Source organism: Dactylosporangium sp. NPDC000244 (assembly GCF_040300725.1).
In the GTDB taxonomy this organism is placed as follows: domain Bacteria; phylum Actinomycetota; class Actinomycetes; order Mycobacteriales; family Micromonosporaceae; genus Dactylosporangium.
On sequence record NZ_JBEPEH010000005.1, the window covers coordinates 108,867 to 132,376 of the forward strand.

The window sequence follows — 23,510 nt, forward strand, 5'->3', positions numbered from 1 at the left end:
GTGAACAACGATCTTTAGAACAGCCGCGGGGTCACCACCGAGACCACGGTGGTGACCTCGTCGGTGTCGTTGTAGAGCCGGTGCGGGGTGCTGGAGCGCAGGTGCAGGCTGTCGCCCGGGAAGAGCCGGTGCTCGATGCCGTCGACCTCGTAGAGCAGCTCGCCCGACACCACGTAGGCGAACTCCTCGCCGGCGTGACCGTAGGCCTCCTCGCGGCGCCCGCCGGGGGCGATGTGCACGACCATCGGCTCGAGCACCAGGTGCGGGCCGCGGTCGGAAAGCATGCGGTAGGTGATCTGGCCGGACACGTACTCGGTCGCGCCGTTCTGGGCGCGCATCAACGTGAAATGCTCCGGCAGGTCGGCGATCGGCACCTGCGGCGGTGCCGCCTGGTCGTCGGCGTGGAAGAACTCGGAGACCGGGCGGTCCAGCGCCGCGGCCACGCCGTTGAGGGCGGTCAGTCCGATCGCCGAGATGCCCCGCTCGACCTGGGAGAGGAACCCGATGGACAGGCCGGACTGGGTGGCGAGGCCCCGTAGCGTCAGCCCGCGCTCCTTGCGGAACTGGCGCATCCGCGCCCCGACCAGCGCCTGCCCGTTGTTCTCGACGCGGTCCTGCCTTGCCGTCGTGCGCACCTTCGAACCTCCTGCCGAAACTTGTTCGATCCTATCGAACTTGGTCCGGCGGTGAGGACCCCCCGAAAGTCCCCGATTCGCGGTCGTCCGTGCCACAGTTCGGGGTGTTCTTACGTACATCCGGACTCCGAGCCGGTCTGCTGGGGCGCTGGCATCAAGCTGCGCTAGCCTCCGCGCCGGATGTCCACTGTGGTCAAAGTTTCGGTGTGCGGGCAGCGGGGGCTACTCGGATTGGGCCGGCTCGGCGGTCGGAAAAGGACACGGCGACGTCGAGTCCGCCGCCGGGTCGTGGTTCGGCGATGATGCGCGCCCCGTGTGCGGTGGCGACCGCGCGGACGATGCGACGGCCTCGTCCGCGCTGGCCGTGAACCAGCTCGGCCGGGGAGGGCCGCAACGGCCCCGACGCCGCCGGCGGCACCGCCGAAGGCGCGCAAGATCGTCGGCCCGGTGGGGTTTGCCGCCGGAGCTTCAGGTGATGTCGCCACGGCGAGGCGGCACAGCGTCAGACGGTGCCGGCGCCGGGCGGTGGAAGGGGAAGGCCAGGGTGGCGCGGATGGTGGTGCCGGTCAGCAGCATGACGAGCCGGTCGACGCCCAACCCGAGGCCGCCGGTGGGTGGCATGGCGTAGTCGAGCGCGGCGAGGAACGCCTCGTCGAGCTGCATGGCCTCGGGGTCACCGGCGGCGGCCTTGAGCGATTGGGCGGTGAGGCGGGCGCGCTGCTCGGTGGGGTCGATGAGTTCGGAGTAGGCGGTGCCCAGCTCCATGCCGTAGGCGACGAGGTCCCACCGTTCGGCGAGGCGGGGGTCGTCGCGGTGGGCGCGGGTCAGTGGCGAGGTCTCGGTCGGGAAGTCGAGGTAGAAGGTGGGGTACGTGGTCTGCTTCTCGACGAGCGCCTCGTAGAGCTCCAGGACGAGCTCGCCGGCGGTGGCGTCGGCGGGCGCGTGGACGTCACGGGCGGTGCAGATGGCGCGCAGGGCGGCCACCGGGGTATCGGGCGTGATGTCTGTGCCGCAGGCCCGGCCGACCGCGGCGTGGACGGTCACGACCGGCCACGGGGCGCTCAGGTCGACGGGCTGCAGCGCGCCGTCGTCGCCCGGGCGCAGGGCGGACGGGGTGCCGTGGACCGCGGTGGCGACCTCGAGGATCAGGTCCCGGGTGAGCTCGCGCATGGTGTGGTAGTCGGCATAGGCCTGGTACGCCTCAACCGACGTGAACTCCGGGTTGTGGGTGGCGTCGGCGCCTTCGTTCCGGAAGTTCCGGTTGAGCTCGAACACCTTCTCCATGCCGGCCACGCAGAGGCGCTTGAGGTGCAGCTCGGGGGCGATGCGCAGATAGAGATCCATGTCGTAGGCGTTGATGTGGGTGCGGAACGGCCGGGCGGTCGCGCCGCCGTGGACCGGCTGCAACATGGGGGTCTCGACCTCGGCGAACCCGCGGGCCGCGAAGCCGTCGCGCAGGGCCTTGACCGCGGCACTACGCCGGCGCAGGACCAGCATCGAGTCGGCGTTGACGAGCAGGTCGAGGTGGCGTCGGCTGACGCGGGCCTCGGGGTCGGTGAACCCGGCGTGCCGGCCGGGCAGGGGGCGCAGGCATTTCGCGGCCATCGTCCACGCCGAGACCAGGACCGACAGCTCGCCCCGCCGGGAGGTGACCACCTCACCGGTGACGCTGACGTGATCGCCGAGGTCCACGGTGCTCTTCCACCAGGCCCTCTCCTCGGCCGGGGTGCCGTCGGCGGTGAGCATGGCCTGCAGGGTCGCCCCGGTGCCGTCCTGCAGCACGCCGAACGTGACGCCGCCGAGGTCACGCAGCGCCCGGACGCGGCCGGCCACCGAGACCTGGACGCCGGTGCGGCGGTCCGGGGCGAGACCGGGGTGGGCCTGCCGGACGTCGGCCGGGGTCGTGGTCCGGGGCACGCTCACCGGATAGGGCTGGCGGCCGGCCCGGGCCAGCCGCTCGGCCTTGGCCAGGCGGGTGAGTTGCTGCTCGCCGACGCGGCGCACGGTGCCTATGAGGGCGAGCCTCTCCTGCTCCTGTCGGTGGACAGCGACCGGGAAGGGGACGCTCTCGCCGGTCTCCAGCCGGATCTGCTCGTGGTCCTGTAGCCGTCCGGCGGGGTTGAAGGCCGGCAGGAACCCCTCGGCCATGCCGGCGGCGATGGCGGCCCGGGTCAGGGTCAGCGACGAGTCGTAGCACAGGAATCGCGGCAGCCAGACTGGACGGTACTTGGCGTTGGCGCGGTACAGCGACTCGAGCTGCCAGAACCGTGACGCCACGGACAGGGCCGTGTCGGTGAGGCGGACGACCGGGCCGGCGCCGACACGCTCGGCCGAGCTGAACACCGCCCGGAACATCGCGAAGTTCAGCGAGATCTGCCGCACGCGCAGCTCCCGGCAGGCCTCGACCAGCCCGGCGATCATGAACTCGTTGACGCCGTTCTCGGCCGTGCGGTCGGCGCGCATGAGGTCGAGCGACAGACCGTTGGCCCCCCAGGGCACGAACGACAGCAGCCCGCGGATGCGGCCTTCGGCGTCGCGGGCGACGACCATGACGCATCGCTCGTCGGAGGGGTCGCCGAGCCGGCCGAGGGCCATGGAGAACCCGCGTTCGGGCGCGTCGCCGAGCCAGGACTCGGCCAGGCGCGCGACGTCGGCGACTGTGGCCGGGTCGAGCTCGCCATGCCGCCGGACCTCGGCCGCGTAGCCGGCGCGGCGGACCCGGGTGACCGCCTGCCGGACGGGCCGCATCGTCCGGCCCTCCAGGCTGAAGTCCGCGACGTTGAGGATCGCCTCGTCGCCGATGCTGAGTGCCTTCAGTCCGGCCGCGACATAGGCGCCCGCGCCGGCCTCGCTGGCCGACAGCACGGCCGGGAACCAGGCGTACCGGCGCGCCTCGGCCAGCCACGCCTCGATCGCGGCCGGCCAGGAGGCGGCGTGCCCGATCGGGTCGGCGCTGGCCAGGCTGACGGAGGCGACCACCCGGTAGGTGATCGCGGCCCGCCCGTCGGGCGAGAAGACGACGGACTTGTCACGCCGGGTGCCGAAGTATCCCAGCGAGTCCCGCTCGCCGCTGTCCAGCAGCAGTCGCCGGATCCGCAGCTCGTCGTCGGCGCCGAGGAACTGCTTGGCCCGGGCCGAGCGCAGGAACACCCCGACCGCCGCGAACAGCGCCGCCGCCGAGGCCGTGCCGGACAGTACCGCGATCCAGTGGTGGCCCCGATGTCCGTGCAGGCCGGCCTTGTCCTCGGGCGCGGTCAGCCCGAACGCCGACCGGGTGGCCCACACCAGCGACTCGCCCAGGCCGCGCAGCGTGTGCGGGAACAGTTCGGTCAGCGCGAGGGCGAGCAGCCACGACAGCCCCAGCCCGGCGGCGAGGACGAGCAGCGCCCCGCGGCGGCTGCCGGGGGACAGCCGGGCCGGGAAGCGGCCGCGGGCACGCCACAGCAGGACGACCAAAATCGCACCGATCGGCACCGACGCCGCGATGGACACCATCTCCCACGGGTGGGGGCGCTCCGCGGCCGCCAAACCGTCCCAGAAAACCGCCAGGACAACGGTGGCCGCCGCATCCGACAGCGTGACCAGCACCTGGTACACCAGCAGCAGGATCAGTGCGGCCCACAGCCGGCGACGCAGTGCGCTGCCCAGCAACAGCAGCGAGGCGGCGATGAACAGGTTCGGCGCGACCGGCAGGTTGAGCAGACCGAACACGTCGTCGACCCACCACACCCACGCGACGTGCCGCAACGGCAGGCTGACCACGACCCACAGACCGGCGATGGTCACGACCCGCCCGGACCAGGCCGCGACGCGGTCCAGCCGGCCGTCGGCGCGTGCGGGCATCGGTGCGGGCGATGCCCCGGTTCGGCGTTCGAGCAGTCTGGTCACGCAAGCATCTTCACATTCCATGGATTACGGCAGGCCCGGTATCGCGGCCGGCGCCTAGCATGTGGCGCGAAGAGGCCACGACGGTGCGTCCTGGACGCTGGCCGAGGATCTCCGGCGTCCTGCACCTCCACGGCATCCCGGCCGGGTTCGACGGGTCGGCGCACCGCGTAGACAAGCCGCAGGAGGCTTTCGGCGACGCCATCGCCGAAAGCCTCCTCGCCCTGATCCCTGAACACCACCGAGGCCACTGCGCAAGTCGTGCGAGGCGGCCCCGGTCGGTGGTCATCCCGATACGCTGGGCATGCCGGTCTCGATGTGGCCGGTGAAGCGCTGCGACCAGGCCGGGTCGACGTTGACGGTGATCGTGAAGTCGTACCACCCGTTGTTGTACGCAACGGCGTTGAACCAGTCGTCCACGGTCTGCCCGGCACCCACCGCGTAGGTCCAGGGGCCGTCCGTACGGTACTGGTTCGACGTGATGGTGAAGGTCATCGCCGAGGCTGATGTGTGCTTCATCCGGAACCAGATCGCCTGCTTCCCGGTGTTGGACGCCACCGCGTAGTAGCTGCTCACGAAGGCGTCCTTGCCGGGGGTGGTGGCGTTGCCGGCGAAGCGGCGCAGGAAACGGTTCGGGCCGACCATGCTCAGGTCGTATTGGCCTGAGCCGTAGCCTGCCCCGACGTTGAAGTAGTCGGTTGCGGTGCCGCCGGCGTTGACCGTGTACTGCCAGGGGTCGCGGTTGCGGTACGCGTTGGGGTGGATCGAGAAATGGACCGCCCGCGTCGCCTCGGCGCCCTGGTTCACCATCTGGAACCAGGCCAGGATCTTGCCGCCGGCGCCGAACTCGAGCCGGTCGAGGTAGCCGTTGGGCTGATAGGGCAGGGCTCTGGCCGGCCGGGTACCGGGCTCCTGTGCGGGCAGGGCGTTGGTGCCCGGGGTCGGGTTGGGCAGCGTCTTGCAGTAGGCGTGGGTGATCACGCTGGTGGCGGGCAGTTGCGGCAGCCCGTACACGGGCGAGGCGAAGTCGAAGACGCCGGTGAGATCGCCGACCACCTTTCGGCGCCATGCACTGATGTTGGGGCAGGTCGCCGGCCTGCCGAGCGCCGCGGTCCACCGTTCCAGGAACCGGATGACGGACGTATGGTCGAAGACCTCCGAGCTCACCCAGCCACCACGGGTCCACGGCGAGATCACCAGCATGGGTACGCGGAAGCCGAGCCCGATCGGTACGCCACCGAGGAACTCGTCAGCGGTGCCGCTCGGGGGAACCGGAGGCGGCACGTGGTCGAAGCAGCCGTCGTTCTCGTCGTAGTTGAGGAACAGCACGGTCGAGTTGGAGACGCTTGCGTCCGCGTTGAGGGCCTGGATCACGAGGTTGACGAAGTGCGCGCCGTCGCCGGGCGGGGCGGACGGGTGCTCGGAGAACGCCTCGTTGGCGACCACCCAGGAGACCTGTGGGAGCGTGCCGTTGACGACGTCGGCCCTGATGGCGTCGGCGATCGCCTCGTGTGTGGGCTTCGTGCCGGGCACCGAGGCCATGCCGCGATCGTGGAGGGGGTTGCCCGTCGGGGCGCTCGTGAACTGCTGGAAGTACGCCAAGCCGTTGTCGCCGAAGTTGTCGCTCGAGCGCTGGTAGACCTTCCATGTCACCCCGGCGTTCTGCAGCGCCTCGGCGTAGGTCTGCCAGGTCAGCCCCGACTCATCGCCGCCGTCCTTGCTGTTCGCGTCGACTTTGCCGCTCCAGAGAAAGGTACGGTTGGGTCCCGTCGCGCTCAGCGTCGAACAGAAGTAGGCGTCGCAGACGGTGTATTTGTCGGCGAGCGCGTAGTGAAACGGGATGTCGTTGCGGTCGAGGTAGCCCATCGTGCGGACGTTGCCGACTCCGGAGATCCAGGTGTCGAGTTTGCCGGTGTTCCACGCCGCGTGCTGCGATGACCAGCTGTGCGCCAGCTGCCCGTTGCACTGAGCCATGTCGTCGGGGTCCGCGCCGCCAGCGGGAAGGGTGCTGCTCATCTTCCACGGGTACTGCCACCCGGTGCCGTTGGGCTGGCGGAAGATCGAGCTGCCGGTGCTGGTCGTGACGGCGGTGCGGTCGCCGAAGCCGCGTACTCCCTTCAGGGTCCCGAAATAGTGGTCGAAGCTGCGGTTCTCCTGCATCAGGATCACCACGTGCCGCACATCGGTGATCGTGCCCGTGGTCGCCGCGGCGGCCCTGACTGGAGGGCCGGTTTCTATTCCCGGTGCCACCACTGCGCCTGCGGCGGCGCTTGCGGACAGCGTGACGAAGCTTCTGCGGCTAAGCCGTCCCATATGAGGTCTCCTTCGGGGTGAGGGGGTGCTGGAAACCCCTGGTTGGGTCAGCCGACTGTGAAGACCGTGAGGACGGCGGCGTGGTCGGATTGCCAGGCGTTGCCTGACGGGTCGGACTGGGACGGGATGCCTTCCCAGAGCGCGTCGGAGGACAGGAGATGGAGTTCGACGATCAACGATGGCACGTGCATTGAAGATCGGCAATGCGCATGGCGCTCGAACTCGTCCGGCACGCGATCGGGCCGGCGGACTCGGCAGCGGCAGGGACGCTGGGGTCCCACATGGGCGGGACCCCAGCGGTTACGACCATTGCCGGTCTGTTGGCCGGCTCAGCCGGATGTCACGGCAGGTTCCACTTCTGGGTCGCGCCGCCGTTGCAGTCCCTGATCTGCAGCTGGGTGCCGGAACCGCCGCCCCCGTTGTCGTCCAGGCATCTGCCGGATTGCGGGTTGACCAGCGAACCGTCGGACTGTCCCCGCCATTGCTGGGCACCGGTCTGGTTGCAGGTGTACAGCTGTACCGGGGTGCCGTTGGCCGTGGAGCCCCCGCTGACATCCAGGCACTTGCCCATGGCGTGCAAGGTGCCGTCCGTGATGACCGCCCACTGCTGGGACAGTGTGCCGTTGCAGGTGTAGACCTGTACCGGGGTACTGTCGGCGTTGGTGCCGTTGCGGACGTCTACGCACAGGCCCTGGTAGCCGGTGATCAGGCCGGTGTGGGCCTTCGGCGACGTGGCCTGGCAGCCCCAGGTGTAGGGCCCGGAGCCCGAGCTCGCGCTGAAGGCGGCCGCGTTGTGGGGGTACTGCCGCTGGCACGCGTCGTCCATGTTGATGGAGATGTGCGAACCGGTGTAGGTGACGCAGCGCCAGTCGCTGCTCGTCGTGCCGTCGAGGCCGGCCCCCGCGTGACCGATCGACTGGCAGTATCCCTGCAGGTCGACTCCGCCGAGCTGGGTGTAGGCCGGCGCCGTGTTCAGTGTGACGGTGACGGAGGTGGTGCCGGCGGGCAGGGCGACGACGCCGTTGGCGTTGTCGACGGTGCCGGCGCTGGCGGAGGCGATGTTGCCGATGAACTCCGGCACGCTGAACTGGATACCGCCGGAGGGGGCCTTTCCGGACATGGTCAGGGTGACGCTGGACCCTGAGGCGCTGATCGTCGCGCCGGCGCGGCCGCCGGCGATCGGGTAGTTGCTGACGCTCACCGACTGGCCGCTTCGCAGCCACTCGGTGGGCACGCCGCGGCCGACGATGACCGATCCGTTGGACTTCTCGGCGATCAGCGAGTCCAGGAGCACCTTGGAGTTGTTGGCCTGGCCCCACATGTGCGGGCCGGAGCCGGTGCCGGATGTGGCGTGCGTTCCGGGCGACCAGTTGGTGGTGGCGGCCGACGGGATGCCCTCCCACCAGGAGTACGGCGCGCTCTGCGCATTTTGGATCATGAAGAGGTAGTCGTAGATCCCCTCGGCCCGGTAGCGGGTCGAGCTCAGTCCGGCCGAACCGTAGCCGGCGTTGTAGGCGGTGCTGTAGCCGTTGTAGCCGCCGTAGGTGTGCGCCGGCAGTCCGGAGTTGTAGGTGAACCCGTAGTCGTAGGTCGCGTCGATCATGCTCGTCATGGGCCCGCCCGGGCTGCCGCCCCACAGTTGGCCGTCCCAGGACCAGCGACCGAACAGGAACGTCGAGGCCCAGTTGGCGTTGCCCGGCTGGCCGCAGGCGTTGGCGGAGTTGGGGACGTCCATCGCGCAGGGCAGGTAGGACAGGTGGTTGGCGGAGATGGTGGCGTTGAGCTTGGCGTTCACGGCGGCCAGCAGCGTCTGGTACTGGCTCGCCGCCCAGTTGGCCTCGGTGGTGTTGCCCAGCCTGGTAGCGATGTACTTGTAGGTCAGCAGGCCCATCAGCGCGGATTCGTTGTCGAGGGTCCAGTAGCCGTCGGAGTCGATGGCGTTGGAGAGCTTCATGATGCCGCCGGGGCCGGTGGCGTTGGCGGCGATGGCGTGCGCGTTCTGCTGGATTTTGGCGAAGCTCTGCTGGACGAAGGCTGTGTTGCCGGTCTTCTCCAGGTAGACGGCCCAGGGCCAGCTGTACTTGTACAGCGCGTCGGGGTACTCGTTGTAGAGCAGGGTCTGCAGGTAGCTCGTGGCGTTGGAAAGGTCGCCCTGGTCGAACAGGTTGGTCATGATCCCGACGAGGTCGTGGTCGTACAGCCGGTCGTAGCCGTTCTCGCCGACGTTGAGGTTGTTCCCGTCCTTGATGATGTTGGTGTAGATATAGCCGGCCTTGTAGGCGTTGGCGATCTGCGGATCCGGCGCCGATATCTGGGCGATCTGCGCGAGTTTGCCGTCCCAGTAGGACGTCATGTGGGCGTAGTGCGTGTCGTACCCGCCGGCCCCGGTCAGCGCGGCGTTTGAGGGCCAGGCGTAGCTGCCGCCGAACTTGTCGATCGCGATCACGTAGTCGAAGTTGACGGTCCGTCCGGCCGCGACGGTCGTCGACGGGCTGTTCAGGGCCAGCAGCGACGAGGACGGGGCGGGGTTCTCCGTGTGTGGGACCGAGTCGTGGTTGGCGACCGTTACCCGGGAGTAGGCGGCGACGAAGCGGTTGCCGCCGATGGTCACCTCGTCTGCGAAGTTGGTGATGGTGACCGTGCAGTTGTCCCGCTCGAACTGCGTGGTCAGCGCCGGGTAGTAGCCCCCGGCGTTGAACCACTGGAGGCGGGAGGGGTTGTTGTAGATCCCGAAGCCGACGGTGATGTTCTTGCCGGCCCGGATGTCGAAGCTGCCGTCGCGGTGTGCGATGGCGGCGTCCAGGTCGCCGTCCCAGCCGATGACTCCGCTGTCGACCTGGGTGGTGCTGGCCACGGCCGGAGTCGAGCGCGCGATCTGCACGCCGAGGCCGACGGCGGCGAGCGCTGCGGACAGCACCACCGCCAGCCAGCCTCGTGATCGATGCTTCCTCATCTTGACGTCCTCTCCGGCGGGCCGCCGCGGTCGGCTGGCAGTTTAGCGTTAAAGCGCTCGATGTTACGGATGGACGTCATCGTGATTGCCGCCGCGTTGCGCTGTCAACCCTCGCCTGCTGTGGATTCATGCCATGTGCGGGCGGATCACATGTTGGTAACACTGGATTGACAGGCGGGCGAGGCACGTACACGGTTTTAGCGTTAAAACCAACCGTTGAAGGAGTGCAGGATGCATCGATACGCGAATCGCCGGGCGGTCGCCGTCGTCGCCATAGGAGTGCTGGGCATCGGTGGCTGCAGCGCGGAGGGCGGCAATGAAGCCCCACCGGCGGCGGCCGACCGTGGCCCGATCACCCTGGCCACCGGCAAGGACACGACCGGTACGATGCAGGCGCAGCTGGACCGGTGGAACGCCGAGCACCCGAACGAGAAGGTGACCCTGGTCGAGCTGCCGGAAAGTGCCGACCAGCAGCGCCAGCAGTTCATCCAGAACGCCCGGACCAAGTCGGACGCGTACACGGTGGTCAACCTGGACGTGGTGTGGGTGGCCGAGTTCGCCGCCAACCGGTGGATCGACGAGTTGCCCGCCGGCAAGGTGCCCGTCGACAAGATGATTCCCGCGGTCGTGGATACCGCCAAGTACTTCAACAAGCTCTACGCCGTGCCCTACACGACCAACGGCGGCCTGCTGTTCTACCGCAAGGACCTCCTCGACGCCGCGGGCGCCGCGGCGCCGACGACGTGGGCGCAGCTGAAGGACGCCTGCGCCAAGGTCAAGGCGCTACCGGAGGGCAAGGACCTGTCCTGCTACGCGGGACAGTTCGACAAGTACGAGGGCCTCACCGTCAACTTCGCCGAGGCGGTCGACTCGGCGGGCGGCGCGATCGTCGACGCCAACGGCAAGCCGACGGTCAACACCAGCGAGGCCAAGCAGGGCCTCGGGTTTCTCGCCGACTCGTTCAAGGACGGCACGATCGCCAAGTCGGCGATCTCGTTCAAGGAGGAGGACGGCCGGCGGGAGTTCCAGGCCGGGAAGCTCATCTTCCACCGGCAGTGGCCGTACGAGTGGGACCTGGCCAACAAGACCGACGGCTCCAGCAAGGTCGCCGGCAAGTTCGCCGTGGCCCCGCTGCCGGGCCTGAGCGGCCCGGGCAAGTCGAGCCTCGGCGGCCTTGACCTGGCCATCAGCGCCTTCGGCAAGCACAAGGCGACCGCGCTGGACTTCATCAGCTTCTTCGCCGGCGAGGACAACGCCCGCAAGAACCTGGAGGCGACGTCGAACGCGCCCGCCTACGCCTCCCTCTACCAGGACACCGGGCTGCAGCAGAAGTACCCGTATCTGGACACGCTGCGGCAGTCGATCCTCAATGCCGCGCCCCGGCCCAAGGTCGTCGCCTACGGCGATGTCACCGCGGTGATCCAGGAGAACGCCTACGCCGCCATCACCGGTACCAAGCCCGTCGACACCGCCCTGGCCGACATGCAGGCCGGCCTCGACAAGGCGGTTGCCACCAAGTGACGTCGACCCTGTCACTGTCCCGCCCGGTGCCGCCGACCATCGGCCGGCGGCACCGGGCGCGGACCCGGCGCCTCGCCGCGCTGCTCGTCTCACCGGCACTGCTGGTGCTGGCGCTCGTCGTCGGCTACCCGATCCTCGCCGCCGTGCGCATGTCGTTCCAGGTGTCCAGCGACCACATCGACCCGCAGACCGGCTTCAAGGTCACCGGCACGACCACCGGCCTGGCCAACTACGCGATCACCAACGGCCGGTTCGTCACCGCGCTGTGGAACACCACCACGTTCACCGTGGTCTCGGTCGCCCTCGAGGTCGTCATCGGCGTCGCGATGGCGCTGATCATGCACCGCGGCCTGCGCGGCCGGGGCCTGGTCCGCTCGTCGATCCTGGTGCCCTGGGCGATCCCGACCGTCGTGTCCGCCCTGCTGTGGCGGTGGATCTTCGCACCCTCCGGGGTGGCGAACGCGGTCCTGTCCGCCGACGTCGTGTGGACCGGCGACGGCATCTCCTCCTGGACTGCCGTCGTCGTGGCCGACACGTGGAAGACTGCGCCGTTCATCGGCCTGCTCACCCTGGCCGGCCTGCAGGCCATTCACCGGGAGGTCTACGAGGCGGCGCGCGTCGACGGCAGCTCTGCGGTCTCGACCTTCTGGCGGATCACCCTGCCGCTGGTCCGCCCGGTCCTCGTCGTCGCGGTGCTGTTCCGGCTGCTGGACGTGCTGCGCATGTTCGACCTGCCCTATGTGCTGGTCGGGCCGCACAAGGGCTCGGTGGAGACCCTGTCGATGCTTGCCTACGACGAGATGACCAACCTGCGATTCGGGCCCGCCGCCGCCTACGCGACCGTCCTGTTCCTCTACGTCATGACCATCGCGTTCGTCTTCGTCCGGATCTTCGGCGCGGACGTCACCAACCGGGGTGCCTCGTGAAACGGATACCGCAGTTCGCCGCCACCGGCGGCCTGATCGCCTACTGCCTGCTGCCATTCGCCTGGATGGTCATCTCCAGCCTGCGCCGCCCGGCCGACCAGTTCTCCAACGACCCGCTGCCCCTGCCGCCGTCGCTGGACAACTACCGCGCGGCCTTCGACCCGGCCAACGGGTTCGCCAAGGCACTGCTCAACAGCCTCATCGTGGCCGGCGTCACCACCGTCGTCGTGGTGGCCGTCGCGGCGCTGATGGCCTACGCCATCGCCCGGCTGGAGTTCCCGTTCAAAGGCGTCATCCTGGGCTTCATCATCGCCACCGCGATGTTTCCCGGCATCACCATCCTGGTCCCGATGCTCGAGGTCATCATCAAACTCGACTGGATCAACACGTACCAGGCGATGGTCCTGCCCACGATCAGCTTCGCCCTGCCGCTGGCAGTGTGGGCGCTGACCGCATACTTCCGGCAGCTGCCGGTCGAGCTCGAGCAGGCTGCCCAGGTCGACGGCTGCGGACCCCTGGAAGCGTTCTACCGCATCATGCTCCCGCTCGCCGCACCGGGCGTGTTCACCACGGCGATCCTGGCCTTCATCGCCTCCTGGAACGAGTTCATGGTGGCCGCCAGCGTCGTCAACCGCAAGGACACCATGACCGCGAACGTCATCCTGTCGCTGTTCACCGGCCAGTACGGCTTCGATCAGCCGTTCGGCACCCAGATGGCGGCCGGCACCGTCGTCACCGTCCCGCTGGTCGTGCTCGTGCTCATCTGCCAGCGCCGCATCGTCGACGGCCTCACCGCGGGAGGCGTCAAATGAACCCGTGGTGGCAGTCCGCCGTCATCTACCAGATCTACGTCCGCAGCTTCGCCGACACCAACGGCGACGGCGTGGGCGACCTCGGCGGCGTCCGGAGCCGGCTGCCGTACCTGCGCGAGCTCGGCGTCGACGGCGTGTGGCTCACCCCGTTCTACCGATCGCCGATGCGCGACGGCGGCTACGACATCACCGACCACCGCGACGTCGACCCGATGTTCGGCACGCTCGCCGACTTCGACGCGCTGCTGGCCGACGCCCACGCGCTCGGCCTGCGGCTCATCGTCGACCTGGTGCCCAACCACACCTCCGACACGCACCCGTGGTTCTCCTCACCGCACCGCCGCGAGCGGTACATCTTCCGGCCCGGCCGCGGCGATGGGCCGCCCAACGACTGGGAGTCGGTGTTCGGCGGCCCCGCCTGGAGCAAGGACCCGCACAGCGACGACTGGTACCTGCACCTGTTCGACGCGTCCCAGCCCGACCTCGACTGGGACGACCCGGCCGTGCGGCAGGAATACGCCGCGGTCCTTCGGTTCTGGCTCGACCGCGGCGTCGACGGCGTCCGCATCGACGTCGCCCACGGGCTCGTCAAGGCCCCCGGCCTGCCCGACGCCGGTCACGCCGGCCAGGACCACCGCGGCGGCATCCTGCCGTACTTCGACCAGGACGACGTCCACGAGGTGTACCGCGACTGGCGCAAGATCCTCGACTCCTACCCCGGCGAACGCATCGGGATCGCCGAGGCCTGGGCGCCCACCGCCGACCGCCTCGCCAACTACACCCGCCCGGACGAGCTGCACCAGGCGTTCAACTTCCCGTTCCTGCTCAGCCCCTGGCGGGCCGAAGCGGTCCGGGCCGTCATCGACCAGACCATGCGCACCAACCCCGCGCCCACCTGGGTGCTGTCCAACCACGACGTGCAACGCCACGTCACCCGGCTCGGCTCGCTCGACCGGGCCCGCGGCGCCACATTGCTCATGCTCGCGCTGCCCGGCTCCGCCTACCTCTACCAGGGCGAGGAGCTCGGCCTGCCCGAGGTCCTCGACCTGCCCGACGGCGCCCGGCAGGACCCCACCTGGCGGCGGTCCCAGGGCCGCGAACCCGGCCGGGACGGCTGCCGGGTGCCAATGCCCTGGACCGGCGAGGCACCCGCGTTCGGGTTCAGTGCATCGGCCGCGACCTGGTTGCCGATCCCCCCGGACTGGCGGCCGCTGAGCGTCCAGGCGCAGCGGACGCCCGACTCGACGCTCACCATGTACCGGCGCGCGCTGCACATCCGCCGCCGCATGACCGGTCCGCTGCACTGGCAGGACGCCCCGGACGGCGTGCTGGCCTTCACCCGCGCGGCGCTCACGTGCACGACGAACCTCACGGACCGCGACGTCGACGTCGTCCCGCCCGGCGCCCTGCTGCTCGCCAGCACCGTGCTCGCCGCGGCCCGGCCGACCGGCGCGGTGTGCCTGCCGCCCGGCGCCACCGCCTGGTGGCACTAAACTGGCGGGACCACGCCGGTCTCGGAGGAAACGTCACAGTGCCAGTCAACGATCAGCCAGTCACGCTGGCCGACGTCGCGGCGGTGGCGAACGTCTCCGCCCAGACCGTGTCCAACGTGCTGCGCCGCCCGGAGCGCGTGCTGCCCAAGACCCGGCGCAAGGTGGAGGCCGCGATCGAGCAGCTCGGCTACCACCCCAACCATGCGGCCCGCGCCCTGCGCGCCAGCACCTCCCACGTCATCGGGCTGCGGATCGAGCCGACCTCCACCGAGGTCGTCGGCTCGATCCACGACCGGTTCCTGCACGCGCTCGCCGAGGCCGGGCGGCCCAGCGGGTACCACATCCAGCTCTTCACCGCCGACGACGCCGCCGCCGAGGCGGAGGCCGCCCGCACGCTGATCCGGGCCGGCGCCGCCGACGGTGTCGTCCTCTACGACGTCCGTGCCCAGGACCCGCGGCCCGGCCTCCTGCTCGCCGGCCGGGTGCCGTTCGTGTCCTTCGGCCGGACCGTGTCCGGCACCGGCGAGTACTCCTGGGTCGACGTCGACGACGAGACCGGCGTCTCCGACGCCGTCGACCACCTGGTCGAGCGCGGCCACCGCCGCATCGGCTACATCGGATGGCCGGAGGACTTCTCCGTCGGAGTGCGCCGCGCCCGCGGCTGGCACGACGCCATGACCCGCCACGGCCTGCCGACCGACCTCGACGCCCGCGCTGAGGACACGATGCCCGCCGGTAGCCAGGCGGCCGGCCGGCTCCTCGACGACCCGCACCCCCCAACCGCCATCGTCGCCGCCACCGATACCATCGCCGTCGGCATCCACCACGAGGCCACGACGCGCGGCCTGCGCCCCGGAGCCGACCTGGCGATCGTCGGCTTCGACGACACCCCGACAGCGCTCGCGTTCGGCCTCACCAGCATCGGCCAGCCGGTCACCGAGGCTGCGCGCGCCATCATGGAGCTGCTCATGGACACTGTTGCCAAACCGGACCGACACGCGGTCCACGGCCGGCTCCTCGCTCCCCGGCTCGTAGTCCGCGCCTCCTCACGATCGGCCCGCCCGTAGCCACGGCGCCGGACGCACGGCCACTCGGAAGTGTCTTGCCGCAGCAACCCGGACACCGGTCGACCTGGATTCAAGGACATCGGTGGACTGGGCGGTGGACGGTCCCGCCGTGCTGGCACTACCTGCCGAGGCGGGACGCCGGGCTCCGTGGCCAGTTGGCTGGACGGCGAAAAGCCGTGCGTGAACGGCAGTTGGTCGACCGGCGCGACCGGGTTTGGCTCCGGATGCGACGGACGAAGGAACCGTAATCGACCACCGGGACCGACGACATCGGTGGGTTCAGACTCGATCCGTCTTTTCACGGGCGAAGTGCGGTTCCGCCGCTTCCAGTCGCGGTACCGCGACGCCGAGCCGTCGCGCTTCCGCCAGCACGTCCCGGCAGATCTCCCGCGGCTCCTGAGCCTCGGGGTCGGAGTGCGTCGCAAAGTTCCTGCGCACCGGCGCGACATGAGCGGTCAGCCAGGCGAGCACGGGGGCCATCAGCCAGGTGGGCGTACGGAACAGCAGCCCGCCGCCCCGGTGACGTCGCAGGTCAAGGCCTCGCGCTTCGAGAAGCGGTAGAAGTTCACGGCCGGCCAGCAGCGCCTCGCGGAACGCGCCCGTCGACCCGGCCAGCTTGGCCAACGACCCCAGCCGCACGCCCTGCGACTGCAGGCCCGCGTCCGACACGAAATGTATCCACAGCCAGCCGCGGAAGTCGGGTCGCTCCCGCGGCCGGAACCCGGCCTCGCGAAACACCCTGCGTACGGCCCGCTCCCGGTCGGTCGGGGGCTGGCCGAGGGTGCCGAAGATGACTACCGGCAACAGCGCCCCGCGGAGCACGCCGTCCTCGCCGAAGCCGCCACCGGCCTGGGGAAAGCCCCAAGCGACCTGGTCGACGGGAAGGGCGCCGATAGCAGCCTGCGGCTCGGTCCAGATGTTGCCGAAGACCAGCACCGCGGCCTGACCGACGCGCGGCGCCAGGAAGGCCGCCGCCTCCGAGAGGCGGTGGTGCCCCACGCTGAGCACGATCAGGTCGAAATCGTGGTCTGACCGCAGCTCCTCGCGGTAGCGCACCGGCCACTTCTCGATGACACGCTGCCCCCACACCCGGCGCCGTGTATCCAGCAGGTCGAGATCTGTCGTCTCCCCGTACGTCGCCGCGCGGCCCGGGCGGACGTAGAACTCGACGTCATGTCCGGCCCGTTCCAAGGCCCAGCCGTAGATGGTGGCGATCACGCCTCGGCCGAACATCAGGATCTTCACGGTGCACCTCGTGGGGTAGGCTCGATTTGGAGGTCATCTCCACTTTCCAAAAATATGGAGGTCATCTCCACTTGTCAACGCGAGGTAGCGCATGACCGCCGACAAGCCGCTGCGGGCCGACGCCCGACGCAAACGCGAGGCCCTGCTCGCCAAGGCCCGGGAGATCTTCGACGCCGGCGACTTCTTCGACCTGCGCTTCGACGACTTCGCCCGCCTGGCCGGGGTGGGCACCGGCACGCTGTACCGCCACTTCCCCACCAGGGAGGCACTGGCCGAGGCGGTCTACCACGGGGAAGTCGCCGCGCTGTGCGACCGCGCCCGCCAGCTACAAGCCACGCTGCCCGCGGCGGAGGCTTTGGCGACCTTCCTGCGCGGCATGGTCGACCACATGGTTGCCCACGAGGGCCTGGCCCGGACGCTGGCCACCCTCATGGCCGATCGCTCGGGTGTCCTCGCCGAGGGCAGCCGGCCGCTGGAGCAGGCTGTCACCGACCTGGTGGCCGCCGCCGTGCGGGACGGCACCGTTCGCGACGACGTGGGTGCGGGTGCCGTGATGATGGCGCTGCATGGCATCGGTGCGGCCCATGATCGCCCCGGCTGGCGAGCCGAGGCCGACGGTGTCATCTCCCTCGTGCTGGACGGGCTGCGCCGCCCGCACTCAGCCCAGGCGGCCATCCGTACGCCTTCCAGAAGGAGAGGCGCATGACGTGCAAGAATTGCCGTTGGCGCCAACCGCGGTCAGCACGGGCATCTCCGGGCGTCAACATGATCGCCACCCGCTCCGCCCCGGCCATCCCGCCGATCGCTGGGCTGATCGCGGTGGTCGTGGACGACAATGGGGCCGGCACTGCCTGAGCGGTGCCGCGCTGGCCTTGGCGGCGGACAAGCCGGGTTGAACGACGGTTACGACGGTTACCTAGAGCCGGGCTCGCATCGCCCGGGCCGGGTGTTGGTGACTGCGTCGCCTGGCTCGACCCTCGGGGTCGACGGCGGCGGCGAATGGGCTGGGTGCTCGGGTGCCCAGGCGCGCTGGGCGCCCGAGCACCCGCCATCCTCGTTACAGCCGGGCGACGATCTTGTTCATCGTGTCGATCTCGGCCTGTTGCGCGGTGATGATCTTCTGGGCGAGTGCCTTCGCGTTGCTGTTGGCGCCGTTGGCCAGTTCGTCTTTGGCCATGGTGATCGCGCCCTGATGGTGGGCGATCATCATGGTGCAGAACTGCTTGTCGAAGTCCTTGCCCGTGGCCGTCTTGAGCTTGGTCATGTCGGCGTCGGACATCATCCCCGGCATGCCGTGGTCCATGCCACCCATGCTCGTGCCCATGCCGTCGCTCATCGCCGGTGCGGGCTTGCCCCAGGCGGTCAGCCAGCCCTGCATGGTCTGGATTTCCGGGTCCTGCGCGGCTTTGATCTGTCCGGCGAGGGTCTTGACCTCGGGGTCGGTGGCGCGGGTGTCGGCGAGCGCGGCCATCGCCACGGCCTGCTGGTGGTGCGGGATCATCATCTGGGCGAACATCACGTCGGCGTCGTTGGATGCGGCGGCGCCGGATGCGCTGCCGCCGGCCGCAGTGGTACCGGCCGGGTGCATGCCCGGCATCTGGTCGTGGCCTCCGCTGCCCCCGCAGGCGGCCAGCAGCAGGGCGGTGGTGAGGGCGGCGCCGGCCAGGACGGCACGGCGCACGAGCGTGCGCTTCATTGGTGGTGGCCTTTCGGTGTCGAATGGTACTTGCGCGGGACGCGGCAGCACGGCACCGGCGCGGGGCCGGCGTCGTGCGGGGCGTCCTATGTGCGCAGGACCGACACCGTGGCGAGGGTGAGGCCGAACGGCCGGGGTGGCGGAGCTCGCGGGCCGGCACGCCGCGTGGCGCGGGGGCGTGCCGGGCTGGCGTTCGCGCGCCGGCGGGTGAGCAGCATGGCGACCAGAACGATGACGGCGAAGGCGACCAGGACGGCCAGGCAGATGGCCCAGCCGTCCATGCCGCCGTGATCGTGCCCAGATCCGGTCAGCAGCATGGCGCAGCCGTCGCCGGCGCAGCCCGTGAGGGCGTCCAGGGCGGCCGTGTTCACTGCGGACAGAACTGGCATCGTCGCGACATGTTCGGCGGCCGGCACGTGCTGATGACCGTCGGGCAGATGCGGTCCGGCATGCCCGAGCGTGTGCATGGCGGTCAGGCCGAGCAGGGTGGCCAGCAACAGCGCGATCCGGGCCGTCCGCCCGAGCCCCCCGTTGACCGCATGCGCCACGCGGTTCACGGTACCGGCCGCGTGCTGCCTGCGGCGAGCCGGGCGCGAGTGGCGCCGGGTCTGCCTGTCATCCGGGCTGCAGCGCGGCGAGGGCCACGGTGACGAGCCGGCCGCGGGCCGAGCGGGTGGCGGGCAGGTCGGCGGCGGCGCCGAGGGCGTGCAGGCAGAACGCGGCGAGCTCGGCGGCGGGGACTTCGGTTCGGACGGCGCCGCCGTCGGCCGCGGCGCGGATGACGTCAGTGAGCAGCGTGTGCAGCTGATGCCGGGCTCGGTGCAGGTGTTCGGCGCGATGCAATGGGACGGCGAGGTCTGGGCCGTGGCCGACCGGCGCGGTGCCGGGCTGGTGCCGGCCGCCGGTCAGCTCGGCGAGGGTGGTCAGCACGGTCCGCAGCCGCTCGTCCGGCTCGGCGACGGTCGAGGCCGCCTGCGTGAGCTGGGCGAGGTGCTCGCCGACCCGCCGTTCGTGCCATGCGACGACGATCGCCTCCGGCCCGCGACCCCGCCGTCGGCTTGGCGGAGCTGCGCAGCGCGTCGCCGGTCGTGCACGCCGCGGCCGCGATCGGACTGCTGCGCTTCGCGCTGGTGCTGTCGGTCTACAAGCCGCGCGGCGTCACGCCCTGGGCCGGCCGAACGGTCGATCTCGGACGCCGCCGAAGCGGTTCACGTGCGATCAGCCGGGCCGGCGATAGCCGGTGACGGGACGTCCGCCGAGTTTGGCCATGCGGACGTAGGCGCCGGTGGTCGGGGCGTGCACCATTCATCCGCCGCCGGCGTACATGCCCATGTGGTGCGGGTCGCTGTAAAAGAACACGAGGTCGCCGGGGCGCAGGTTGGCCTTGGCGACCGGTTTGGTGTCCTCCACTGCTGCCGCAGCTTGAGGCCGGAGCGGTCGTAGCCCTTGGTGCCGGCGCGCCCCGGATGTAGGGCTTGCCGATGAGCTCGCACGCTTTTCTTCGCGGCCGTGCCGCCGGCGCCGCCGAGGTAGTCGACGGGCACGCGACCGGCCGGGCTGGCTGGCCTTCGTCCGCCCCGCCGACAGCTTCGCCGTCGACGTACTGCCCGCGTCCCTCGTCGCCGCGCTGGGCATGTCCTGGCGTTCATCCCGTCGCTGGGGGCCGCGATCGGTGCCGCCGACCCGAGGAGGGCGGCCTCGCCTCCGGCATCGTGAACACCAGCTACTCACTGCCGGGACGGGTCGGCGGTGGGTTGCCCGTCGAGCATCCGACGGCGACGCACGTACTCGTCCTCGTCGATTTCGCCCCGGGCGAACCGCTCGTCGAGGATCTGGTGCGCAAGTGGGCCGCTGTCCGGGCCGGAGCGTGTGGCGTGGTTCGGCGGCGTGCGCCGGTCGAAACGGCGTACCAACATCACGATGCCGACGATCACCAGCGCCCAGAACAACAGGTTTCCCAGGGTCATGAACGCCATGGTCCACGCGCCCATGCCGGTGCCCCAGTACATCATCACGACGCTCCTTTCCAGGTCGTGCTACCCGACGCCAGAGCCGTGATCGGTTCCGTTCGCGCGGGGACACTTCAACCTTCCCGCTGTGTATCGCCGGCGGGTATGGCGGAATGTCATCGTGGCGGGGCCGAAAGTCCCTGTCGCACCACCCTGGCGTGATGCCTGCAGCCGGTGCAGCACTGTCAGGGCCGGGATCGAGTCGGGGCTTGATGGTGTCGGCGACCGCGAGGACGCCGGCCGGTACGCCGTCGACCGCGGCCAGGATCGGTGTCTTGCCCTCTCGCGCGAACTGGGCGGAGACCTCCTCGGCGGAGGTGACGTGGAGACCGGCGTCCGACAGCAGCCGGGCGGTGCCGACCAGGAGTTCCCGCCCGTCGACGGTGGCCCGCACGCCCTTGCCGGTGATCGACCACGCGGGCGATGCGTGCTCGCAGGCCGACTAGGGTGCGGATGGCCCCGCCCGTGCCGGCCTTCGCGCGGGCCTCGAGCAGCCGGCCGAAGAGGATCAGGGTGATGATGACGCCGGCGGCCTCGAAGTACACGTCGCGCACCTGGGCGCCGCGGATGCTGCCATTGCTGAATGGCGCCGCGCCGAGCTTCCGGGCGGGGTCCGCCTGCCATTTCGTCACCAACCCTGTCGCCGCTTGCGGGCTACCATTGGATGACCGACGGGATGGCCACGCCAACCCAACCGCGAACCCGAGGATGGGTTGTCCCGGTCATCGTCTGGATGCATCCGCCGCATTGTGCTGCAAGGGGTGGAGGGCGTCGCTGATGCGGGCGCGTCTGACGACATTGGTGCTTCGTCCGAAGCCGCCACCCCTCGCGCTCGGGTTTCTGGTTGCCGCGGTGCTCATCGGCGCGGTGACCGCCGTGATGTTCCCCTTCCAGGATCTGCACGAAGGCGTGCGAAGCATTGTCTATCTGTGTGGCGTCCTGGTCGTGGCAACCGTGTGGGGCGCCAGACTGGCCGTGGTGGCCTCGGCGGCCAGCGCCGCCGCATTCATCTATTTCGACGCTCCTGCCTACCGGGAGTTCAGCCACACCGCACAGCGGGACCTGCAGATCGTCGTGGCGTTCATCGCGGCCGGGCTCCTGGCCGGCTTCCTCGCGGACCTGTCCCGATTCCGCGCCGCCGAGGCATCGCAGCGGCGTCAGGAGGCCGAACTCGTCGCCGACCTCGCGGGCCAGATGGTGCGTGCCGGCGATCTGCGTTCGGTCCTCGGTCCGGCATCACAGCGAATGGCCGAGGTGTTCGCGCTGCCGTCCGCAGCCATCGAGCTCGGGGCAGTTGCCGGAGACGAGCGGCGGGATGCGGTGGCGTTGTGGGATGGTGCGACCCGCCTGGGCACCCTGCTGGTCCCGGCCGGGCTGCCCGCACGGACGTTGGAACGCCTGCGGCAACGGGTCGTACCGTCGCTGGAGTCGCTGCTGAGTGCGACATGCGGCCGTATCAACTCGCTGCAGGCAAGTCGTGAAGAGGCCAGCAGGCTGACGGCGGAACAGGCCGCATTGCGCCGGGTGGCGACCCTGGTCGCACACGATTCCGCACCGGCCGAGGTCTTCGACGCCGTCACCGCGGAGCTGTGCAGGATCTGCGGACCCCAGAACACCGGCCTCGTCTGCTACGAGCCGGACGGTACCGGCACGCTCGTCTCGGGCCGGAACGAGCCCGGCATTGCGGAGACGCCGGCCGGGACGTGCATCCAGCTTGAGGGAGACTGCCTGTCCGGGATCATCAAGCGCACGGGCCGCTCGGCGCGCGCAACATACGACCATGCCGAAGGCGCCACCGCCGAGATGTTGCGCGGTCTGGGCATCCGCTCGGGGGTCGGCGTACCGGTGATCGTCGAAGGCCGGCTCTGGGGCGCGGCTGTCGTCACGACCACGTCGACCACACCGATACCGCAGGCCACCGAGGCACGCCTGGTCGAGTTCATCGAGTTGCTGGCCACCGCGATCGCCAACGCCCACAGCCATACGCAACTCACCGCCTCCCGCACCCGTATCGTCACCGCCGCGGACAACACCCGTCGCCAGCTCGAACGCGACCTGCATGACGGCACGCAGCAACGCCTCATCTCGCTGGCCCTCCAACTGCGCACCGTCGAGGCGTCGATTCCACCTGGACTGGACACGGTCAAGGAGGAACTGTCATCAGCCGTGGGCGGTCTCATCGGCGTCTGCGAGGACTTGCGGGAACTGTCTCGGGGAATCCATCCCGCGATCCTGTCCAAGGGTGGGCTGGGCCCGGCGCTCAAGACCCTTGCCCGCCGCAGCACGGTCCCCGTCGAACTCACGGTGGACATCGACCGGCGGCTGCCTGAACGAGTCGAGGTCACCGCGTACTACATCGTCTCCGAGGCACTCACCAACGCCGCCAAACACGCCCGGGCGACGCTGGTGTGCGTCGAGGCCGAAGCCGGTGACACAACCCTCGGGCTCACAATTCGAGACAACGGCGTCGGCGGTGCAAGCACCAGCAAAGGGTCAGGGCTGATCGGCCTGCAAGACCGCGTTGAGGCACTCCGCGGCACGATGGAGGTCATCAGCCCGCCCGGCGGTGGCACGACACTGCTGTTCAGCGTTCCGCTCAATGGCAGCTGAGCGTCTCGCGACCGTCGGCTCGAAGCACGCCGTCCGTGGGGTCACGCGGGAGATGGGCCTCGAGCTCGCTCCGCTGGGCATCCGCGTCCTCGGCGTCGCGCCGAGCTACGTCCCCACGGAAGGCAGCATGATCGCGGCCGCGGCCGCAGCAGAGCTGTGCGGCGATGTTCCGCCGACCGATCCCATGCGGCTCAGCCCGATCGGCCGTGCCGGTGTTCCCGACGACACCGCGCGCGTCGTGCTGTTCTGCGCGTCGGACCTGTCGACCCTCATGACCGGCAGCACGCTGCTCGCTGATGGCGGTGTCACCGCCTGAGTGGATCGGTTCGCCGAGTCCGGCCCGGC

Annotated in this window: 20 protein-coding genes; 9 read left to right on the forward strand and 11 right to left on the reverse strand. The window is 70.1% G+C overall.

Going from position 1 to position 23,510, the window contains the following annotated elements; genetic code table 11:
* Positions 1-14 precede the first annotated feature (14 nt).
* The 5 genes from ABT369_RS08940 to ABT369_RS08960 all read right to left on the reverse strand — a co-directional run bounded on the left by ABT369_RS08940 (position 15) and on the right by ABT369_RS08960 (position 9,786).
* Positions 15-635 carry a helix-turn-helix domain-containing protein gene (locus ABT369_RS08940; protein WP_350611153.1) on the reverse strand — a complete coding sequence of 207 codons (621 nt, stop codon included), beginning with the start codon at positions 633-635 and terminating at the stop codon, positions 15-17.
* Between the two features lie 468 nt (positions 636-1,103).
* A complete protein-coding gene (gene lysX / locus ABT369_RS08945; RefSeq protein WP_502891719.1) occupies positions 1,104-4,478 on the reverse strand; it encodes a bifunctional lysylphosphatidylglycerol synthetase/lysine--tRNA ligase LysX in 3,375 nt (1,124 codons plus the stop codon).
* Positions 4,479-4,805: 327 nt separating this feature from the next.
* Positions 4,806-6,833 carry a phosphocholine-specific phospholipase C gene (locus ABT369_RS08950; protein ID WP_350611155.1) on the reverse strand — a complete coding sequence of 676 codons (2,028 nt, stop codon included), beginning with the start codon at positions 6,831-6,833 and terminating at the stop codon, positions 4,806-4,808.
* Positions 6,834-6,880: 47 nt separating this feature from the next.
* Positions 6,881-7,018 (reverse strand): hypothetical protein, encoded by a 138-nt coding sequence (locus tag ABT369_RS08955; protein WP_350611156.1) that lies wholly within the window; start codon positions 7,016-7,018, stop codon positions 6,881-6,883.
* Between the two features lie 155 nt (positions 7,019-7,173).
* On the reverse strand, positions 7,174-9,786 hold the full coding sequence (locus ABT369_RS08960; protein WP_350611157.1) for a ricin-type beta-trefoil lectin domain protein: 2,613 nt from the start codon (positions 9,784-9,786) through the stop codon (positions 7,174-7,176).
* Positions 9,787-10,017: 231 nt separating this feature from the next.
* On the opposite strand from ABT369_RS08960, the gene ABT369_RS08965 reads away from it, so the two are divergent.
* From ABT369_RS08965 to ABT369_RS08985, 5 genes are read left to right on the forward strand one after another with little or no spacing between them, the layout of a single operon-like run.
* Positions 10,018-11,307 carry an ABC transporter substrate-binding protein gene (locus tag ABT369_RS08965; protein WP_350611158.1) on the forward strand — a complete coding sequence of 430 codons (1,290 nt, stop codon included), beginning with the start codon at positions 10,018-10,020 and terminating at the stop codon, positions 11,305-11,307.
* Positions 11,304-12,233 carry a carbohydrate ABC transporter permease gene (locus ABT369_RS08970; RefSeq protein WP_350611159.1) on the forward strand — a complete coding sequence of 310 codons (930 nt, stop codon included), beginning with the start codon at positions 11,304-11,306 and terminating at the stop codon, positions 12,231-12,233. Before ABT369_RS08965 ends, ABT369_RS08970 begins: the two co-directional genes overlap by 4 nt.
* The gene (locus ABT369_RS08975) at positions 12,230-13,045 is read left to right on the forward strand and encodes a carbohydrate ABC transporter permease (RefSeq protein WP_350611160.1); all 816 of its coding nucleotides are present in this window, start codon (positions 12,230-12,232) and stop codon (positions 13,043-13,045) included. Before ABT369_RS08970 ends, ABT369_RS08975 begins: the two co-directional genes overlap by 4 nt.
* Positions 13,042-14,538 carry a glycoside hydrolase family 13 protein gene (locus ABT369_RS08980; protein ID WP_350611161.1) on the forward strand — a complete coding sequence of 499 codons (1,497 nt, stop codon included), beginning with the start codon at positions 13,042-13,044 and terminating at the stop codon, positions 14,536-14,538. The genes ABT369_RS08975 and ABT369_RS08980 overlap by 4 nt, the downstream gene beginning before the upstream one ends.
* Before the next feature lie 38 nt (positions 14,539-14,576).
* Positions 14,577-15,605, forward strand: a complete 1,029-nt coding sequence (locus ABT369_RS08985; RefSeq protein WP_350611162.1) for a LacI family DNA-binding transcriptional regulator — start codon at positions 14,577-14,579, stop codon at positions 15,603-15,605.
* 279 nt (positions 15,606-15,884) lie between these two features.
* On the opposite strand, the gene ABT369_RS08990 is transcribed toward ABT369_RS08985, so the two are convergent.
* Entirely contained in the window at positions 15,885-16,850 is a 966-nt protein-coding gene (locus ABT369_RS08990; protein WP_350611163.1) for a ketopantoate reductase family protein, read from the reverse strand.
* A 91-nt stretch (positions 16,851-16,941) separates the two neighbouring features.
* Between ABT369_RS08990 and ABT369_RS08995 the strand changes: the two genes are divergently transcribed.
* Positions 16,942-17,556: a TetR/AcrR family transcriptional regulator gene (locus ABT369_RS08995; protein ID WP_350611164.1), complete on the forward strand. Its 615-nt coding sequence runs from the start codon at positions 16,942-16,944 to the stop codon at positions 17,554-17,556.
* Between the two features lie 351 nt (positions 17,557-17,907).
* On the opposite strand, the gene ABT369_RS09000 is transcribed toward ABT369_RS08995, so the two are convergent.
* The 3 genes from ABT369_RS09000 to ABT369_RS09010 form a co-directional block, all read right to left on the reverse strand.
* A complete protein-coding gene (locus ABT369_RS09000; protein ID WP_350611346.1) occupies positions 17,908-18,546 on the reverse strand; it encodes a DUF305 domain-containing protein in 639 nt (212 codons plus the stop codon).
* 86 nt (positions 18,547-18,632) lie between these two features.
* Positions 18,633-19,094 (reverse strand): DUF6153 family protein, encoded by a 462-nt coding sequence (locus ABT369_RS09005; protein ID WP_350611165.1) that lies wholly within the window; start codon positions 19,092-19,094, stop codon positions 18,633-18,635.
* 67 nt (positions 19,095-19,161) lie between these two features.
* On the reverse strand, positions 19,162-19,476 hold the full coding sequence (locus tag ABT369_RS09010) for an SbtR family transcriptional regulator (protein ID WP_350611166.1): 315 nt from the start codon (positions 19,474-19,476) through the stop codon (positions 19,162-19,164).
* 128 nt (positions 19,477-19,604) lie between these two features.
* On the opposite strand from ABT369_RS09010, the gene ABT369_RS09015 reads away from it, so the two are divergent.
* Positions 19,605-19,790 (forward strand): hypothetical protein, encoded by a 186-nt coding sequence (locus ABT369_RS09015; protein ID WP_350611167.1) that lies wholly within the window; start codon positions 19,605-19,607, stop codon positions 19,788-19,790.
* 61 nt (positions 19,791-19,851) lie between these two features.
* Here the strand turns inward: ABT369_RS09015 and ABT369_RS09020 are convergent, their stop codons facing one another.
* Complete coding sequence (locus tag ABT369_RS09020) at positions 19,852-19,956, reverse strand: NlpC/P60 family protein (RefSeq protein ID WP_350611168.1); 105 nt, start codon at positions 19,954-19,956, stop codon at positions 19,852-19,854.
* Positions 19,957-20,273: 317 nt separating this feature from the next.
* Entirely contained in the window at positions 20,274-20,558 is a 285-nt protein-coding gene (locus ABT369_RS09025) for an SHOCT domain-containing protein (RefSeq protein WP_350611169.1), read from the reverse strand.
* Positions 20,559-21,071: 513 nt separating this feature from the next.
* Here ABT369_RS09025 and ABT369_RS09030 point away from each other — a divergent pair.
* Together ABT369_RS09030 and ABT369_RS09035 are read left to right on the forward strand one after the other, a co-directional pair.
* On the forward strand, positions 21,072-23,165 hold the full coding sequence (locus ABT369_RS09030; RefSeq protein ID WP_350611170.1) for a GAF domain-containing sensor histidine kinase: 2,094 nt from the start codon (positions 21,072-21,074) through the stop codon (positions 23,163-23,165).
* The gene (locus tag ABT369_RS09035) at positions 23,155-23,481 is read left to right on the forward strand and encodes an SDR family oxidoreductase (RefSeq protein ID WP_350611171.1); all 327 of its coding nucleotides are present in this window, start codon (positions 23,155-23,157) and stop codon (positions 23,479-23,481) included. Before ABT369_RS09030 ends, ABT369_RS09035 begins: the two co-directional genes overlap by 11 nt.
* Positions 23,482-23,510: the final 29 nt, after the last annotated feature.

Bases quoted from the DNA above. Each gene is read 5' to 3' on its own strand.
- lysX (WP_502891719.1), bottom strand. From the start codon at position 4,478: ATGCCCGCACGCGCCGACGGCCGGCTGGACCGCGTCGCGGCCTGGTCC.
- ABT369_RS08950 (WP_350611155.1), bottom strand. From the start codon at position 6,833: ATGGGACGGCTTAGCCGCAGAAGCTTCGTCACGCTGTCCGCAAGCGCC.
- ABT369_RS08960 (WP_350611157.1), bottom strand. From the start codon at position 9,786: ATGAGGAAGCATCGATCACGAGGCTGGCTGGCGGTGGTGCTGTCCGCA.
- ABT369_RS08965 (WP_350611158.1), top strand. From the start codon at position 10,018: ATGCATCGATACGCGAATCGCCGGGCGGTCGCCGTCGTCGCCATAGGA.
- ABT369_RS08980 (WP_350611161.1), top strand. From the start codon at position 13,042: ATGAACCCGTGGTGGCAGTCCGCCGTCATCTACCAGATCTACGTCCGC.
- ABT369_RS08995 (WP_350611164.1), top strand. From the start codon at position 16,942: ATGACCGCCGACAAGCCGCTGCGGGCCGACGCCCGACGCAAACGCGAG.
- ABT369_RS09000 (WP_350611346.1), bottom strand. From the start codon at position 18,546: ATGAAGCGCACGCTCGTGCGCCGTGCCGTCCTGGCCGGCGCCGCCCTC.
- ABT369_RS09025 (WP_350611169.1), bottom strand. From the start codon at position 20,558: ATGATGTACTGGGGCACCGGCATGGGCGCGTGGACCATGGCGTTCATG.
- ABT369_RS09030 (WP_350611170.1), top strand. From the start codon at position 21,072: ATGATGACGCCGGCGGCCTCGAAGTACACGTCGCGCACCTGGGCGCCG.
- ABT369_RS09035 (WP_350611171.1), top strand. From the start codon at position 23,155: ATGGCAGCTGAGCGTCTCGCGACCGTCGGCTCGAAGCACGCCGTCCGT.